Raw genomic sequence first — 16,151 nt, 5'->3', positions numbered from 1 at the left:
GTAGTTAGATTATAGTAAAAAAAATCCCCCTTACCACTATTATGCTTAAGGGGGATTAAATGATCTTATATATGGAATCCCATATTTAGCTATTAATTAAGCTATAGGACCTTCTTTAATTTTACTTTCTATAGGATATTGAATTAAATCAACATAATCATTCAGTGTACCATCGTTTAAACAAGTTTCAATGATCTTTCTTCCTAAAGGATGCAAGTCAGGAACTAAATATTGTTCCAAAGTCACCTTAAAGAAGTCTGTTAAAAGTTTAGCACCTGCGTCATAACCTTCAATACCATTATCTTTTTGTAACTCAACCTGTAAGAAATGTTTAGGAATCACCTGACCGTCAATTTTCAAAGATTCAAGCGCATAGCCTAATAATGGAGATCTTGAAGGAACTAATGGTTCTTTTTTGAAACTCACATTTCCTCTTAGTGAAATGTATTCCCTTGCAATCCATTGACCCATGAACCCAACTTCGTAAGCACCAATATGCTGATTGGGGATTAGAATATAACGGGTTAGTGGAGTGTTCAAGATCTGCTCTAACAATATGTTTGCCTGATCAACACGACGTCCGGTACAAAAAGGCCAGTAAGAACCTACGCCCTCACTAATCATTCCTTCAGCACTTACAATACTTGGGTTAGCATGTCCACGTGGAGCAACAAGTCTCCAGATCCAAGCCAAAGCAGGAGGTAATACATGGAAGATTCCGATGATACCATAGTTAGGGTTTTCCCTTGTACTAGGAGGACATCTTATTCCAAAGCTACGGATATCAACTTCAACTGGTTCATCAACAGTATTTGGAACAAATTTACGAGGTAAGATTACTCTTGGATTTGTACATGGTTTTCCTGGAGCATCCAGTGTATGTTCCCAGATTAAGCAGGTAGCATCCGGTTTTCCATCGATGTTAAAAAACACTAATGGTTCCTTAGGATGTATGGTTGCACGCTCTATAGCTGGATCAGTGCCATATTCTGTAATGTGATTGATTCTTAAGAACCAGCCATGTTCAGCATCTTTTATAACAAGCTTCTTTCCATTTTGAAAACTTGGAAGAGCGATTGCCATATCATCAGTAACCGGCTGTAATTCGGATGAATCTTTAATATCAAGGTAGTATTTCTCGTTACTTTTAATGTTAGTACCTAATAATACCCTGCCATCTTGTTCTCTTTGTATAGCACCTGTCATTTCACTTTTTCCGCTTCCACTAGCACCTTCATGCATGATGGTGAATACGTTCTCGTAAGGAGTGGTGATTTTTACAGCAGAGGCATGAAGTGTTGTCCATCCCTCTTCTTCGCCTATATCAAGCAATACAGCATAGATGCCTTTTTTAGCACTTGGTCCGGGATATAGATTGTATGCAAACATTTCATGCATTTTATCTAACCTGTTGTGAACAACTACTTGTTTTCCATTAAAATGCGTATGTCTGAATGGTGGTGCAAGATAAATTACTGCACGTGGAGTGAAATCCTGAGGTATCTTACTTCTTGGAATAAATCCCTGTAAATCTGCTAAACCTGCAGCAAAGAAACCTGCATTAGCGGGAGCAACAAGTAAAGATGGATAACCTGTTTCATCGCCGCCTGACATAAAAGGAACAATGATTAGTTCGTCTTGTTCTTCGAGCCAATCGAAAGTTGCCTTACGTAAATCTGTGAACTCAGTACCGTATTTATCTATAAATTTTGGTTTATCAGTGGGTCTGTGATCCGCAATTACCATGCAATCAGGATCTCTTCGTCGTAGATATGGATCGGCATAATTAACTGATATTCCATTCTTGCAACGAATTACTGTAGCTTCAACAACTCTTCCAATTCCTGGAGTATCGTATGCAACTTCAAAAGTATTTCCTTCAATTCTTCCTAGAGATAAATCGCTAAGGTCCTCTCTGCTTTCTGCAAGGATAACTTCTTTGTTTTCTACAATCCGCTCGAGCTCTGGGGGTAGAATAAACTTTTTAAATAGGGATTTTTCCATATGCGTTATCACAGGTTAATAAACTAACCATGTTTTATAATACAAGTGTAACTATTCTTTGCTGGTTAGCAAATGACGCAGGTCATTATTTGATGTAATTTCAATGAGAAACTGTATTATTTTTGATAAATATCGCAATAGACCTGGCTCTTATATTATGAACATTTTAAATATTAGTTCGGATAATTAATAGTATTCTATTGCTCATCCGTAAATTTATTTGAAATTTATGTAAGAATTGGATTTCTTTTAATTTTTAGCGCTTCGCAGTAAAAGTATGACAATATTTAATAGAATGATTGGAAATTTAGTAGATTTAACCGTTTAAAATGTGAATTTTTATTTTATATGGCCCTCAATTACGTCTGGATTGCTTTTTTTATAATATCTTTTGTTGTTGCACTGATAAAAATGATATTCTTTGGAGATACGACAGTATTTACTCTCGTAATGAATGGAATGTTTGATAGTGCAAAAACTGGTGCTGAGATTTCAATAGGACTTATTGGGATCATGTCTTTTTGGCTTGGAATTCTTAAAATTGGTGAAAGAGCAGGCATGATCAACAAGTTTGCCAAAGCAGCGAGTCCTTTTTTTAGCAAGTTATTTCCTGGAATACCTAAAGGCCACCCTGCTTCAGGATCGGTCATTATGAATTTTTCGGCTAACATGCTGGGATTGGATAATGCGGCTACACCAATGGGACTTAAGGCCATGAAAGAACTTCAGGAGCTTAATCCGGATAAGGATACAGCAAGTGATGCCCAAATCATGTTTTTGGTGTTGAATACCGCCGGATTAACCATTATACCCACTTCAGTCATTGCGTTAAGGATGGCAAATGGTGCTGCAAATCCTGCGGACATTTTTATTCCTTCTCTTATAGGTACGTTTATTTCCTTTGTTTCGGGAATGATAGCGGTGGCTATGTATCAAAAAATAAACCTCTTTAAACTGCCTATATTAACTTTTATCGGCGGGTTCATTGCCTTGATGGCAGGTTTGTACTTTTGGCTTGGAGGAATGCCTCCAGCACAAATTCAAACGTACACCAGCCTGTTAGGGGGTATTGTGATCTTTTCTATCATCGCTTTATTCATTGGATATGGAGCTCTGAAGAAGATCAATGTATATGAATCTTTTATTGATGGTGCTAAAGAGGGATTCACAACATCGGTGATGATCATTCCTTTTTTAATTGCTATTCTGGTTGCTATCAGTGCGTTCAGGGCTACTGGCTGTATGGACTACCTGGTCAACAGTATTGGTACTGTTGTGGCAGCATGTGGTTTGGATACTGCTTTTGTTCCTGCCCTTCCTGTAGGGATCATGAAATCATTGAGTGGCAGTGGTGCCCGTGGTCTTATGGTTGATGTGATGACTACTTACGGACCGGATTCATTTCAAGGTCGCCTGGCTAGTATTATTCAGGGATCGACAGAAACTACATTTTATGTTCTTGCCGTATACTTTGGGTCTGTGAACATTAAAAGACCCAGATATGCGCTTGCATGTGGATTAATTGCTGATTTAGTAGGACTTATAGCTGCTATCTTTATCGGCTACATATTTTTTAAATAGACCTTGATTTATAAACAGATTAAAATTATGTCTCAAAAAACGATTGCTCTTATTGCTCATGATGGTAAAAAAGATGAAATGGTGGCTTTTGTTACAGCATATCATGATATTTTAAAACCAATGAACCTGTTTGCTACTGGAACCACGGGATCCAGAATTCAGGCAACCGGATTGGATGTGACCCGAAAATTAAGTGGTCCGGCTGGTGGTGATGCTCAGATTGCAGCTATGGCTGCGGAAGGAAAATTGAATGCTATTATTTTTTTCAGAGATCCTTTAGGTATGCATCCGCATGAGCCTGATATTCAAATGTTATTGCGGGTTTGTGATGTACATAACGTTCCCTTGGCTACAAATCCGGCTTCAGCGAGATACCTTCTCCTTGGAATTATAGAAGAGAAAGAAAGCACACTTTAAGGGGTGTATTAAATACTTAAAATGAAAAAATTAGTTATAATGAGTATTATTATGGCATCTCATGCTGCAATTGCTCAAGAGCGAATGACTCCTGAATTGTTGTGGGGTTTAGGTAGGGTATCTGGTGAATTGGTATCAGATAACGGTGAAAGTATCTTATATGGGGTGACTCATTATAATATTGAGGAGAACAAAAGCAATAAAAAATTATATCGGATTCCTTTTTCTGGTGGACCTGCTGTTGAATTAAATGGAGAAGAAGGTGCCAAAAGTGCGATTGCTGTTGATGATGCGTCTGGAAAAATTACGTATTTGTATAAAGGACAAATCTGGGTGATGAACAGTGATGGTGGATCTAAATCTCAGCTGACTAGTTCTGAATCAGAGTTAAGCAACCTCAGGATCTCTCCCGATGGTAAACATATCTTATTTTCAAAAGAGGTTTTAATTTCTAAAGTCCACAGTCCGGACCGTTATCCTGAACTGAAAAAGTCGAATGCTTATGTGTTTGACGATTTGAATTACAGGCATTGGGATACATGGGAAGATGGTAAGTATCAGCATATTTTCGTTGCTGATTACGCTGAGGGGAAAATAGGTAGTCCTGTTGATATTATGCCTAATGAGCCTCATGATTGTCCTCAAATGCCTTTTGGAGGTTCTGAAGACGCGATATGGAGTCCGGATAGCAAGTCAATTGTTTATGTATCAAAAAAGAAAGTGGGAAAGGAATATGCCCAGAGTACCAATACTGATTTATATCTGTATTCGATTGCGGCAGGAAATACAGTAAATTTAACTCCAAACTTAAAAGGATATGATACTAGTCCGGAGTTCAATAAAGCTGGTTCCAAAATAAGCTGGTTGAGCATGTCGGAAGATGGTAATGAATCGGATAAAAACGATCTGCTTGTATATGATTTCAAGAGTAAAAGTACAGTCAATGTAACAAAGGATTGGGACGGTACAGTTGCTTCCTTTAAATGGGATCAAAAGGGAACGAAGATTTATTTTTTAGCGGCGATAAAGGGAACAGAACAGTTATTTGAAATAAGTAAGGTGGATGCCGCATCTGCAAAGTCATTGAAACAAGTAACGAAGGGGCAATTTGATATTACGTCAATCATTGGTCAATCAGGCAATCAGCTGGTACTGAGCAAGGAGGACATGAATCATGCTTCAGAACTGTTTAAATTAAATCTGAAGACTGGGTTGCTTGCAGCTGTAACAACAGTTAATAAGGCGGTTTATGATAAGCTAGCCATGGGTAAGATTACTGAAAGGACAATACGTACTTCCGATAACAAGGATATGCTTGCCTGGGTAATCTATCCGCCTGATTTTGATCCTTCTAAAAAGTACCCTACTCTATTATATTGTCAGGGGGGACCACAATCGGCTCTTAGTCAATTCTATTCTTTCAGGTGGAACTTTCAGTTGATGGCAGCAAACGGTTATATTATTATTGCTCCGAACCGAAGAGGTATGCCGGGTTATGGTGTGGAATGGAACAAACAAATTAGTGGGGATTGGGGCGGACAACCTATGCGCGATTATCTTGCTGCAATTGATGATATAGCCAAAGAGCCTTATGTAGATAAGGATAGACTAGGTGCTGTAGGTGCTAGTTATGGAGGCTATTCGGTATATATGCTTGCCGGGATCCATGAAAAAAGATTTAAAACGTTTATAGCACATGATGGGCTTTTTGACCTGAGAAGCTGGTATGGAACGACAGAAGAATTATGGTTTGCCAATAAGGATATAGGGGGCCCATACTGGGGTGCTAATGTACCTGAAGGATACAAGACATTCAGTCCTATTGAATATGCAGGTAAGTGGAATACACCTATTATGATTGTTCAGGGAGGAAAAGATTATAGAGTGCCTATTGAACAAGGACTTGAGGCGTTTCAGTTGGCTCAGCTTAAAGGAATTAAAAGTCGTTTGCTCTATTTGCCTGATGAAAATCATTGGGTAGTGAGTGCGCAAAATGCGCTGGTATGGCAAACCGAGTTTTTTAAGTGGCTTAAAGAAACACTATAATTTTAGGAAAATGAAAGCTGTAGTCATTACTAAGCCAGGTGAGCCAGAGGTTCTACAGGTGGCCGAAAGACCATTGCCTGTCTGTGCTGATAATCAAGTTTTAATAAAAGTAGTTGCTGCGGGTATGAATTGGCCTGACGTGATGCAAAGGAAGGGGCTCTACCCTGCTCCTCCCGGTGCGCCAGTTGACATTCCAGGAATGGAAGTTTCGGGGATTATTGAGTCTTGTGGGGCGCGTGTGAGCAGATGGGTTGTTGGCGATGCCGTATGTGTGCTGTTAGTTGGTGGTGGTTATGCCGAATATGTGGTGGCCGACGCTGAGGTCTGTCTGCCTGTTCCGGATGGCTGGAGTTTTGAAGAGGCTGCATCTCTACCAGAAACTGTATTTACGGTGTGGCAGAATGTATTTCAACGCGGGAAACTGCTGGAAAATGAGCATTTTCTGGTTCATGGTGGAAGTAGTGGAATAGGTATTACTGCTATACAGCTGGCTGTTGCTATGGGTGCCAAGGTATATGCTACAGCAGGAACAGCGGAAAAATGTGCTTTTTGTGAACAACTTGGTGCTGAGATTTGCGTCAATTATAAAGAGGCAGATTTTTCTACTGTGTTGAGTGACCTGAAATTTGATGTGATTCTGGACATGATTGGCGGTGATTATATGAGTAAAAATTTGCAGCTTTTAAATGATGATGGCCGTCTTGTTTTTATAAATGCAATGAAAGGATCGAAAGTAGAGATCGATATAATGCAGGTTATGAAAAAACGACTGGTTATTACGGGAAGTACATTGCGTGGTAGGGACACTTCTTTTAAAGCGGCTCTGGCGAAAGAAATAGAACTTAAGGTATGGCCTTTGCTTCGTGACAGGACTTTCAGACCCGTAATTTTCGCAGTTTTTCCACTGGATGAAGCGGCTGATGCTCATGCTGTTTTAGAAAGTAGCAAACATATTGGTAAAATAGTATTACGGGTTTCTTAGCCTATTTGAAGGGTGGTTAAAAGCTTAACGGTAAGGATGTAAGAATTTAACAGGGTGGTTTTATTTTTGGTAAAATATATGGCATATATTATGCGTTATAAATTTTGTAAAAATAGATAAGACCTAAGTTATTCTTAAAACTATGTATCAGCAAACCATAGAGCGTTTTTGTAATCAACATAAAACGATTAAAAATTATATCGATGATCTTCCACCGGAAGCTATATACCGAAGGCTCAATCCGGATAAATTCTCGATACATGAAACCATCGCTTATTTAACACGGTATCATCATGTGTTTATGAACAGGCTTCATATGATTATACAGGATATAAATCCTTATTTTGAGGTCTATAAGCCAGATCGGGATCCTGAGTTTAGATTTACTTGTGCGAAATCAACTGGTTCCTTACTGCACGAAATGTATCGGGTGAGGGATGAATTGTGTGGTTTTTTACAAGCCATTCCATCAGAAGATTTCGCCCGTATTGGGATTCACGAAGTTTTGGGTAGAATGACAATAGACCAATGGTCTGAGTTTTTTCTGCTTCATGAGTCGACTCAACTTTTTAAAATCTTTAAATTAGCTGGATCATTTTGGTCTATGGAATCAGTTCTGCATAGTAATGTGATTCATCTTCCGCTACTTTCAAATTATTTAGATGAATTAGCTGTGTGAAAATTTGTCCGTTTTTTCGTACATTGTGTGAATTAGTGGACATTGATTCTATGTAAAGTAAAGATAATCACAGTTGTTGATAACATTATTTAAATTGAATGTGTTATCTCAATATACCTTGATGATAGATTAATGATTTAAGCAGGCAGATATATTTTTGCTTGCTAATTTTAAACAATTAATAATATCGCCATGAAGAGTAAATCAAAACATTTCAGATTTCTTAATGTGCAAAACGGGAGTGTTATTGCATACCTGACAGTGGATAACATGAAGGATGAGAATCAATTGAAGAGTTTTCTTGAAAGAGAGCGTTGTAAACTAGCAATCCAAAGACAGGATTACCTGGAAAGCATGTATTGGGAAGAAATAAGAGAAGTAAATTAAATCGTTTAGCTTATTTGAGCTTTTATCATCCGATCTTTCCCTGAAATATCCTTTCTTAGCACCGCTGTGAAATTATACTGCTTCAATAATTGGATCGTTTCATCTCCCAGATGTTCATTAATTTCAAAAAACAACAATCCTGTAGGTTTCAGATACTGTAGCGCAAATTGAATAATGCTGCGGTAAAATAATAATGGATCTTCGTCAGTTACAAAAAGAGCAATGTGTGGTTCATTTTGAATGACATTCATGTGCATGGAGCTTTTTTCGGATGTTGTGATATAGGGTGGATTGCTTACAATGATATCAAATGATTGAGGTTCAAAATTGATATTTTCATTTAGTATATCGACTTTAAGGAATTGAATATCAGCATTTAATGCTATTGCATTTTGTCTGGCAATTTCCAATGCTACATCTGAAATATCAATTCCCAGTATACTGCTGTGCGGATTTTTAATCTTTATGCTTATTGGAATACAGCCTGTTCCGGTGCCGATATCTACTAATTTGAAGTTAGTCCATTTACGGAATTGAATTTCCTTTAAAATCCAGTCTACCAGCTCTTCGGTTTCAGGGCGAGGTATCAAAACACCAGGTTTAACGATGAAACGGTGTCCATAAAAATCAGCAATCTGCAAGATATACTGTAAGGGAATGCCTTTCTTTAGTTCATCAAGAATATGGAGAATTTCTGCATGATGATCGGGCGAAATTAGGATTTGTTTATGCAGCATAAGCTGCCCATAGCTTAGATGGCAGATTTCCTGAATAGCAATGGATGCAAGGGCTTTGGACTCATTATCGTCGTACATACCGTTTAATGATTGAACAAAAATTGTTTCTATTTCCCCTGTTTGCATATCAAGCGCAAAATAAAGGATTGTATTTTATTTAATCCTATCTATTTGAATTATTAAATTTGTTTTTCAAATAAAGCTGAAATTGAAATTTAAAACAGAGATTAAATATATAAACCGGTGTTTAGAGTTAGCGCGATTAGGAAAGGGGAATGTTAGTCCGAACCCTCTGGTTGGTGCTGTAATCGTTTACAATAATAAAATAATTGGTGAGGGTTATCATCAGCAATATGGCAAAGCACATGCAGAGGTAAATGCAGTTAACATGGTGATTAGTAAGTACCCTGACTCCTATCCGGAGTTAATGAAAGAGGCTACTATTTACGTAAGTTTAGAACCCTGTTCTCATTTTGGGAAAACACCTCCTTGTGCAGATCTGATCATCAGGCACCAGATTCGCCGTGTTGTAATTGGTGCTCCCGATCCTTTTGATCCCGTAAATGGAAAAGGAGTTCAGAAATTAAAGGATGCTGGTATAGAGGTGATTGAAAACTTTGGATTGCAATCATGCAGCTTTATTAACAGGCGTTTTTTTACACGGGTTACGAAACAGCGTCCCTATATTATATTGAAATGGGCCCAGACAGCAGATTCTTATTTTGCTCCTTTAGATCGTGCACAGAAGTGGATTAGTGGCTATGATGCTAAGGTTCTTTCGCATTTATGGAGGACTGAAGAAGATGCGGTGCTGGTGGGAAAAACAACTGCTTTAGTGGATAATCCTCAATTAAACGTCAGACTGTGGAATGGCCGTAATCCCGTTCGTATTGTGATTGATAAGAATCTGGAACTGACAGATGAGCTCGCTATTTTAGATCAGTCGCAGGAAACGATTGTATTTAATTCAATTAAAACGGAATATAAGGACAAGATTAAATACTTGCATATCGAAGAATTTGATTTGTATCTGGTACAGATGATTGCCTATCAGTTATACCTGATGGATATTCAATCGGTGATTGTTGAAGGAGGGGTTCATGTAATCAATCAATTTATAGAAGCTGATCTATGGGATGAAGCCAGGATCTTTAAAAGCGCTCAATTGTGGCAGGAAGGCATAAAAGCACCCTCCTTAACCGGAATTTTAGAAGAAACCATTCAAATTGGGCCAGATAGTTTGCTCTGTATGCTTAATAAAAAGCTTTCACATTGAGCTTGACAGTCAGGGTGTATGCCTGTTAAATTGATTTTACATTTAGCCTGGCAGTTTGGTCGTATGTTTAATAAATAAAACTTTCTACAGCCAGGCGATAGCTGTTTAAGCCAAACCCTGATATGACACCTCTACAGTTTTTTGCCATGTAAGAGTGGTGCCTGTAAGGCTCTCTTGCATGTACATTGGAAATGTGTACCTCTATTACAGGGGTAGTAATGCCTGCAATTGCGTCAGCAATAGCAAGTGAAGTGTGAGTATAAGCTCCTGCATTAAGTATGATACCATCATATTCAAAGCCTATAGCGTGTATTTTATCGATTAGGGCACCTTCTGAATTACTTTGAAAGTACTCAAACTGCACAGAAGGGTATAGTTCCTTTAAGCCATTGAAAAAAGGCTCAAAGCCTGATTCTCCATAGATTGTTTTTTCGCGGATTCCCAGTAAATTTAAATTGGGACCATTAATGATGTATAGTTTCATTACTATTGCTGTTTCGCCTTTGACATTTATATTATTTTCAAACATACTAGTTTAATCGAAATATAGAGTAAGAATAAGTTCATATGGATTGGAATACGTCGATTAAAGGATTTTTATCCTACTTGATGCTGGAAAGGGGATTATCATCAAATACATTGGAAGCATATGAAGGTGATGTTAAGAAGCTGGCTCAATATTGTAAGGGATTAAAGAATCAGACACCGGAATCTATTACTACAAATGATCTGAGGTCTTTCTTTGGCTTGCTTAGCGAATTGGACATACTTGCGTCATCACAAGCCCGAATTCTATCAGCTATAAAAATATTTTACCAATACATGGTATTTGAAAATAACCTGACTGCAGATCCTGCTGCACTTATGGAAGGTCCACGGTTATTACGGAAGCTCCCTGATGTCCTGAATATTATTGAAATACAAGACCTAATAGCAGCTATCGATCTTTCTAAACCGGAAGGGATGCGTAATAAAGCGATTATTGAAGTGTTGTATGGTTGTGGCTTAAGGGTGTCTGAACTAGTTAATTTGAAGCTTTCAGATTTGTCTTTGGAGATTGAATTTATTAAAGTTATAGGAAAGGGTGACAAACAGCGTGTCATCCCTATTGGCACTGAAGCTATAAAGTTCTTACAAATCTATATCAATGAATATAGAGTTCACCAGACACTGAAGTATGGTTATGAGGACTATGTGTTTTTAAACAGAAGAGGTGCAGCACTGAGTAGGGTAATGATTTTCATTATGATTAAAGATTTGGCTAAGAAGATTAATTTAAATAAAAATATTAGTCCGCATACTTTCAGGCATTCCTTTGCATCGCATTTAGTTGAAGGTGGCGCAGATTTAAGAGCTGTACAGGATATGCTTGGGCATGAAAGTATTACCACTACAGAAATCTACACCCACCTGGAAAAGAGCTATCTCCAAGATACGATCAGGCAATTTCATCCAAGAAGTTGAGTTTAAATGGTCTTCACGTCCTTGGTATCGTAGCTTTCAATATCAGTGATGTAATTATTCAGAATAAGAAAGTCATACAAGGGTTTTGCCTGTGGGGATACCGGCATATTAGCGGTTGTAATGATTTCCTTATTGTCTTTATTTAAGTAGGGATAAGCGTAAAGCTTCACATTTTTACTAAACAGATCGCTTATGTAACTTAAAAGTTCATCTGTGTAATTCTTTTCATATTGATTGGAATCAAAGATCTTTTTTAAATTGGCAATATTAGTGGAGATTCCAACACTGCTAGGACTGCATTTAGCAAGGTATTGGGCTAGTTTATGATTTCGGGAAAAGTTAGAAACGATGACATGGTTCCCCGTTGCGCTCAGTTCTTGTGCTCTTTTTGCGAATTCCTCTAAATCTGATCTGCTTATTTCTGTTTGTTGATCGAACCTGTTAGACATCAGCACTTCAATTAATACGATCAGGTTGGAGTCGTCAATTCCTTCTGTCCGTTTGAATTGCTCTACAGCACGGTTAAAAAGATCAAAGTTAGGGATAGATTTTTGTCGGAACTTAGTACGTAGAATCATAATATTCTTTTTGTACAAAAGATCTTTTGATTGCTGAATTTCTGCTATTTCATTAAAGATAGCAGCACTTGAGAAACCTTTGGCAATTAGGTATAAGTTGACTAAACAGTCGTTTACATTTTTAAATACAGGTCCTTTTAAATTGATAAGATCAATTTCTACTGATCCCACTGACAGGTTGTGCACTAATGATTCAATCATGAGTTGAACATCATCTGTTAAAAAAAAGGCAGCATAAACCAAGTTCACACCAAGAACGCCAAGTACATTTTGCTGTAAACTTGAATCACTGTCCAGCAATCGGATATGTATGATGATATCATTGGCTTCTCCATGAGGCTCTGATTGAAACCGGATGCCTACCCAACCATGAGGGTCGTTTGTTTTATTATAATTTAAAGTGGTAACGGTATTAGCAAATGAAAAAAAACGTCTTCTATCATATAATTTACCGTCCAATCTTTCAGCAAGCAGATCGAACTCATGACTTAACATTCTGTTCAGGCGCGATTTGCTTACATACCGTCCTGATAATTCTGCACCATAGATCTCATTACTAAAAACCATATCATAAGCAGACATTGTTTTTGCAATGGTTCCGGAGGCTGCACCTGCTGTAAAAAAGTTTCTTGCAACTTCTTGTCCGGCACCAATCTCAGCAAATGTGCCATAGATTGTTGGGTCTAAATTAATCTTAAGTGCCTTTCTTTTTGTTTCTGGAATATCATTCAGCATTCCCAAAATTACCTTTTTGATTTATCAGAAGCAAAAAAGAGAAGTGTTTTTAATTTTTTAAAAGAAAATGAATCTAATGAAACAAAGGGGTATGATCTATCGTTTATGATTTACACAATTAAATGATTCGTATTTGATTAAATATAAGTGTAACCCCCTTCATCTCAATTTTATGAACATAGATTCATATCATTATAAAACCAATATTCCTATCCGCTTTGGTGATTTAAATGCCTTTGGCGTTGTGAACAATGATGTTTTTTTGACTTATTTTGAAATGGCTCATTCGGGGTACTGGCGACAAATAGTCAATTGGAAAAGTGTTTCAAAAGGAATAATTATTCAGAATGCAGAGATTAACTATAAAAAACCGGTTCGTTTCAATGATGAGTTATTTGCTTATGTGAAGATATCAAACCTGAGGAATTGCAGCTTTGAAGTCGACTATATTCTAACCATTCTACATGCAGGCGAAGAAGATGTGTGTACAACGGGCAAGACAGTATGTGTTTTTTTTAATTATAATACAAACAAGCCTGAGCGTATCCCTGCTATAGAACGACAGAAAATGATTGATTTTGAGGCTCTTGTTTATTAAGGTTTACGAAGAGGTAAGATTGGCAGAGAAATGAGGATTGCCGACTGCTGTAGTCAAAAATTGAAGTATATTTATTAAACTATTTCATTGGGGAAACTAGCTGACTATGGGAGTAAGATGTTTTAATTTATGTTAATCAGCAAGTTGACGAGAACTAGCTGATTAAAGACTTATAAATTTGACTGATTTTTCATTCATATCAGGAACCTGGTTGATGGGAACTAGCTGATTAAAGACTTATAAAGGTTAACAGTTTTTCATTCAGATCAGGAACTAAGTTGAAGAGAACTATCTGATTGAAGACTTATAAAGTTTAACAGTTTTTTATCCAGATCAGGAACCATGTTGACAAAAACTATCTGATTGAACATTTATAGAATTTAATAACTTTTTATTCATATGAGGAGCCAAGTTGAAGAGAATTAGCTTATTATATATTTATAAGGTTTAATAATTTTTTGTTCATATAAGGAGCCAAGTTGACGAGAATTAGGTGATTTATACAATTGAAAATTTAAATTTTTATTTAATCAGTATCTGGAATAGGGGAAATATTATTATAACTTTAGGAGTATCTAGTTAGATATGTTTAAGTCTATTAATAGCTTTTTTTCCTCTGTTTTCTGAATTTAGCTATAGGAACAATCGTGCACTTTGGCCCGATGACTAAATTACCTGGTATAAGTTAACATGACCTTGGCATTTTGCATTTCTCCTCTAACAGGTAAAGTTAGTTTTTTAATAATTACGCTAATCTTAGTTAACTCCGGAAATTCATGTTTGATGCGATTTAGGATGGATGATGCAACTTTTTCTAATAGTTTTCTGGGTATTTTCATTTCTTCCTCAGTGATCTCAAAAAGCCGCCCATAGTTGACCGTTAGGTTTAGATCATCTGAATCATCATCTTTACTGTTCATTTCTGTTAAAACATCAACTAGAAAAGGTGTTCCTAAAATTTGCTCTTCTGGAAAGAATCCATGAAAAGAAAAGAAACGAATCCCTTCCAGACTGATTGTTTTGATTGTTGCTGACATAATGCAAATGTAGAACTTATCGAAAAGATAAACTAAACCAATCATTCTGCATTGTTGTTAAATACATTAAATTTGCTCATATGAATAATCGTACCTCCATTGCTTTTACATTTCTGTGCTTTATTTTCTTTAGTTTTTTTACATCGTGTAATTCAGATTCAACCAGGTTGCCAATTTTAGGAAACCGGGAAGCAGTTACGAAAATTGTTGATGGCAAATCGTATACGGATACTGTTTACCAAACGATTCCATCTTTTCGATTTATCAATCAGGATGGAAAGGTGGTAACAGGGAAGGACTTCAAAGGGAAAATATATGTAGCTGATTTTTTCTTTACCTCCTGCCCTTCTATTTGTCCGGTGATGCATCGAAATATGCTGAAGCTTTATGATAAATATAAAGGGAACGATCAGGTTAAAATTGCCTCTCACACGATCGACTATAAAACAGATACTCCGGAAAAATTAAAGGCATATGCCACTAAACTAGGTGTTGAGGGTACTCAATGGGAATTTTTAAGGGGAAGCAGGGATTCAGTTTATACTTTGGCAGAAAAGAGCTATCTGGTTGCTGTAAACGAAGACAAAAATGCGCCTGGAGGTTTCGTTCATCAAGGTTGGTTCATATTAGTAGATGGCAAAGGAAGGTTACGCGGGGCCTATGATGGCACACAAGAAGATCAGGTTTCGACTTTAATGGATGATATGGATATACTTCTTAAAGAAAAAGATGAATAAAAATAGAGGTTTATTTATAATATTCATGTTTACTGCGGTTTGTTCTTTGGTATACTCCTGCCAGTCTGAACGTGAATTAAACTATGCCCGATATTATACAAACGGTAAAAAACTGTATGATATAAGTTGTCAGAATTGTCATGGAAAAAATGGTGAAGGGCTTGGTCAGCTAATTCCGCCACTAACTGATACCCTGTACATTCAGAAAAATATAAACAGTATTGCCTGCACAATTAAATTCGGAATAAACGATATAATTAAAGTGCATGGAGTTACTTATGCGGAGCAAATGCCTCCAAATTCACAGCTTGCCGATATTGATATTGCTGCTCTTGTGACCTACATTAGTAATAGCTTTGGAAATCAGCAAGGCTTATATGAGGTAAATCAGGCATCAGTTGATCTTAAGAAGTGTGAAGAAGTGTATAAATGAGTAATAAATAAACTAACTTTGTGTCTTAAGGTCGTTCTATCGCCGGATACATTATCAGGAGGAAAGTCCGGGCAACACAGAGCATCCTGCTTCCTAACGGGAAGGGCATAGTAATATGAACGGAAAGTGCCACAGAAAATAAACTACCAAAGGTGTTATGCATCGTTGGAAAAGGTGAAAACGCGAGGTAAGAGCTCACGGCCTTGTTTGGTAACAAGCATTGCGGTAAACCCCAGGAGTTGAAAGACCAAATATGCTGATGTTTAAGGGCTGCTCGTCCTTTATTTGCTTCTTGCGAATACATCAGTGGGTAGGTCGTTTGAACTTGTCAGCGATGGCAAGGCTAGATAAATGATAGAAGCCTCATTTACTTGAGGAACAGAACCCGGCTTACAGACCTTAAATTTTAAGAAGCTGTCTCACATGGACAGCTTCTTAATTAATAGCAAAAATCCATATC

16 protein-coding genes and 1 other RNA gene are annotated in these 16,151 nt (G+C 37.2%); 12 read left to right on the top strand and 5 right to left on the bottom strand.

Translation table 11 applies throughout. From position 1 onward, the window contains the following. Positions 1-96 precede the first annotated feature (96 nt). Positions 97-2,004: a DUF4914 family protein gene (locus tag ADIARSV_RS14680; RefSeq protein ID WP_016196370.1), complete on the bottom strand. Its 1,908-nt coding sequence runs from the start codon at positions 2,002-2,004 to the stop codon at positions 97-99. A 348-nt stretch (positions 2,005-2,352) separates the two neighbouring features. Between ADIARSV_RS14680 and ADIARSV_RS14675 the strand changes: the two genes are divergently transcribed. The 6 genes from ADIARSV_RS14675 (at position 2,353) to ADIARSV_RS14650 (ending at position 8,096) form a co-directional block, all read left to right on the top strand. Next, on the top strand, positions 2,353-3,585 hold the full coding sequence (locus ADIARSV_RS14675; protein WP_040300221.1) for a nucleoside recognition domain-containing protein: 1,233 nt from the start codon (positions 2,353-2,355) through the stop codon (positions 3,583-3,585). Positions 3,586-3,612: 27 nt separating this feature from the next. Then, a complete protein-coding gene (locus tag ADIARSV_RS14670; RefSeq protein ID WP_200864761.1) occupies positions 3,613-4,002 on the top strand; it encodes a methylglyoxal synthase in 390 nt (129 codons plus the stop codon). A 21-nt stretch (positions 4,003-4,023) separates the two neighbouring features. Further along, positions 4,024-6,048, top strand: a complete 2,025-nt coding sequence (locus ADIARSV_RS14665) for an alpha/beta hydrolase family protein (RefSeq protein ID WP_016196367.1) — start codon at positions 4,024-4,026, stop codon at positions 6,046-6,048. Positions 6,049-6,058: 10 nt separating this feature from the next. Continuing rightward, positions 6,059-7,030: an NAD(P)H-quinone oxidoreductase gene (locus tag ADIARSV_RS14660; RefSeq protein ID WP_016196366.1), complete on the top strand. Its 972-nt coding sequence runs from the start codon at positions 6,059-6,061 to the stop codon at positions 7,028-7,030. Positions 7,031-7,172: 142 nt separating this feature from the next. Continuing rightward, the gene (locus ADIARSV_RS14655; protein ID WP_016196365.1) at positions 7,173-7,709 is read left to right on the top strand and encodes a DinB family protein; all 537 of its coding nucleotides are present in this window, start codon (positions 7,173-7,175) and stop codon (positions 7,707-7,709) included. A gap of 192 nt (positions 7,710-7,901) precedes the next feature. Beyond that, on the top strand, positions 7,902-8,096 hold the full coding sequence (locus tag ADIARSV_RS14650; protein WP_040300219.1) for a hypothetical protein: 195 nt from the start codon (positions 7,902-7,904) through the stop codon (positions 8,094-8,096). A 5-nt stretch (positions 8,097-8,101) separates the two neighbouring features. Here the strand turns inward: ADIARSV_RS14650 and prmC are convergent, their stop codons facing one another. After that, on the bottom strand, positions 8,102-8,959 hold the full coding sequence (gene prmC, locus ADIARSV_RS14645; RefSeq protein WP_016196363.1) for a peptide chain release factor N(5)-glutamine methyltransferase: 858 nt from the start codon (positions 8,957-8,959) through the stop codon (positions 8,102-8,104). A gap of 82 nt (positions 8,960-9,041) precedes the next feature. On the opposite strand from prmC, the gene ribD reads away from it, so the two are divergent. Continuing rightward, a complete protein-coding gene (ribD, locus tag ADIARSV_RS14640) occupies positions 9,042-10,109 on the top strand; it encodes a bifunctional diaminohydroxyphosphoribosylaminopyrimidine deaminase/5-amino-6-(5-phosphoribosylamino)uracil reductase RibD (protein WP_016196362.1) in 1,068 nt (355 codons plus the stop codon). Between the two features lie 67 nt (positions 10,110-10,176). Here ribD and aroQ read toward each other — a convergent pair whose 3' ends face one another. Further along, positions 10,177-10,638, bottom strand: coding sequence for a type II 3-dehydroquinate dehydratase (gene aroQ / locus ADIARSV_RS14635; protein WP_016196361.1), 462 nt, complete (start codon positions 10,636-10,638; stop codon positions 10,177-10,179). 38 nt (positions 10,639-10,676) lie between these two features. Between aroQ and xerD the strand changes: the two genes are divergently transcribed. Then, complete coding sequence (gene xerD / locus ADIARSV_RS14630; RefSeq protein ID WP_040300217.1) at positions 10,677-11,573, top strand: site-specific tyrosine recombinase XerD; 897 nt, start codon at positions 10,677-10,679, stop codon at positions 11,571-11,573. A 2-nt stretch (positions 11,574-11,575) separates the two neighbouring features. On the opposite strand, the gene ADIARSV_RS14625 is transcribed toward xerD, so the two are convergent. Further along, a complete protein-coding gene (locus ADIARSV_RS14625) occupies positions 11,576-12,886 on the bottom strand; it encodes a hypothetical protein (RefSeq protein WP_040300215.1) in 1,311 nt (436 codons plus the stop codon). 172 nt (positions 12,887-13,058) lie between these two features. Between ADIARSV_RS14625 and ADIARSV_RS14620 the strand changes: the two genes are divergently transcribed. After that, entirely contained in the window at positions 13,059-13,484 is a 426-nt protein-coding gene (locus ADIARSV_RS14620; protein WP_016196358.1) for an acyl-CoA thioesterase, read from the top strand. A 671-nt stretch (positions 13,485-14,155) separates the two neighbouring features. On the opposite strand, the gene folB is transcribed toward ADIARSV_RS14620, so the two are convergent. Then, the gene (folB, locus tag ADIARSV_RS14615) at positions 14,156-14,521 is read right to left on the bottom strand and encodes a dihydroneopterin aldolase (RefSeq protein WP_016196357.1); all 366 of its coding nucleotides are present in this window, start codon (positions 14,519-14,521) and stop codon (positions 14,156-14,158) included. An 80-nt stretch (positions 14,522-14,601) separates the two neighbouring features. On the opposite strand from folB, the gene ADIARSV_RS14610 reads away from it, so the two are divergent. From ADIARSV_RS14610 to rnpB, 3 genes are all read left to right on the top strand, one after another. Continuing rightward, positions 14,602-15,258: an SCO family protein gene (locus ADIARSV_RS14610; protein WP_083936594.1), complete on the top strand. Its 657-nt coding sequence runs from the start codon at positions 14,602-14,604 to the stop codon at positions 15,256-15,258. After that, positions 15,251-15,691 carry a c-type cytochrome gene (locus tag ADIARSV_RS14605; RefSeq protein ID WP_152439902.1) on the top strand — a complete coding sequence of 147 codons (441 nt, stop codon included), beginning with the start codon at positions 15,251-15,253 and terminating at the stop codon, positions 15,689-15,691. Before ADIARSV_RS14610 ends, ADIARSV_RS14605 begins: the two co-directional genes overlap by 8 nt. Before the next feature lie 23 nt (positions 15,692-15,714). Further along, positions 15,715-16,100, top strand: an RNA gene (rnpB, locus tag ADIARSV_RS20740) — RNase P RNA component class A. Positions 16,101-16,151 lie beyond the last annotated feature (51 nt).

It is taken from the genome of Arcticibacter svalbardensis MN12-7 (assembly GCF_000403135.1).
Classification (GTDB): domain Bacteria; phylum Bacteroidota; class Bacteroidia; order Sphingobacteriales; family Sphingobacteriaceae; genus Arcticibacter; species Arcticibacter svalbardensis.
This window is presented reverse-complemented; position numbering and strand designations above follow the sequence as displayed.

Excerpts from the sequence above, each read along its gene's own strand:
- ADIARSV_RS14680 (WP_016196370.1), bottom strand. The coding sequence starts at position 2,004 with ATGGAAAAATCCCTATTTAAAAAGTTTATTCTACCCCCAGAGCTCGAG.
- ADIARSV_RS14675 (WP_040300221.1), top strand. The coding sequence starts at position 2,353 with ATGGCCCTCAATTACGTCTGGATTGCTTTTTTTATAATATCTTTTGTT.
- ADIARSV_RS14670 (WP_200864761.1), top strand. The coding sequence starts at position 3,613 with ATGTCTCAAAAAACGATTGCTCTTATTGCTCATGATGGTAAAAAAGAT.
- ADIARSV_RS14665 (WP_016196367.1), top strand. The coding sequence starts at position 4,024 with ATGAAAAAATTAGTTATAATGAGTATTATTATGGCATCTCATGCTGCA.
- ADIARSV_RS14660 (WP_016196366.1), top strand. The coding sequence starts at position 6,059 with ATGAAAGCTGTAGTCATTACTAAGCCAGGTGAGCCAGAGGTTCTACAG.
- ADIARSV_RS14655 (WP_016196365.1), top strand. The coding sequence starts at position 7,173 with ATGTATCAGCAAACCATAGAGCGTTTTTGTAATCAACATAAAACGATT.
- ADIARSV_RS14650 (WP_040300219.1), top strand. The coding sequence starts at position 7,902 with ATGAAGAGTAAATCAAAACATTTCAGATTTCTTAATGTGCAAAACGGG.
- prmC (WP_016196363.1), bottom strand. The coding sequence starts at position 8,959 with ATGCAAACAGGGGAAATAGAAACAATTTTTGTTCAATCATTAAACGGT.
- aroQ (WP_016196361.1), bottom strand. The coding sequence starts at position 10,638 with ATGTTTGAAAATAATATAAATGTCAAAGGCGAAACAGCAATAGTAATG.
- xerD (WP_040300217.1), top strand. The coding sequence starts at position 10,677 with ATGGATTGGAATACGTCGATTAAAGGATTTTTATCCTACTTGATGCTG.
- ADIARSV_RS14625 (WP_040300215.1), bottom strand. The coding sequence starts at position 12,886 with ATGCTGAATGATATTCCAGAAACAAAAAGAAAGGCACTTAAGATTAAT.
- ADIARSV_RS14620 (WP_016196358.1), top strand. The coding sequence starts at position 13,059 with ATGAACATAGATTCATATCATTATAAAACCAATATTCCTATCCGCTTT.
- folB (WP_016196357.1), bottom strand. The coding sequence starts at position 14,521 with ATGTCAGCAACAATCAAAACAATCAGTCTGGAAGGGATTCGTTTCTTT.
- ADIARSV_RS14610 (WP_083936594.1), top strand. The coding sequence starts at position 14,602 with ATGAATAATCGTACCTCCATTGCTTTTACATTTCTGTGCTTTATTTTC.
- ADIARSV_RS14605 (WP_152439902.1), top strand. The coding sequence starts at position 15,251 with ATGAATAAAAATAGAGGTTTATTTATAATATTCATGTTTACTGCGGTT.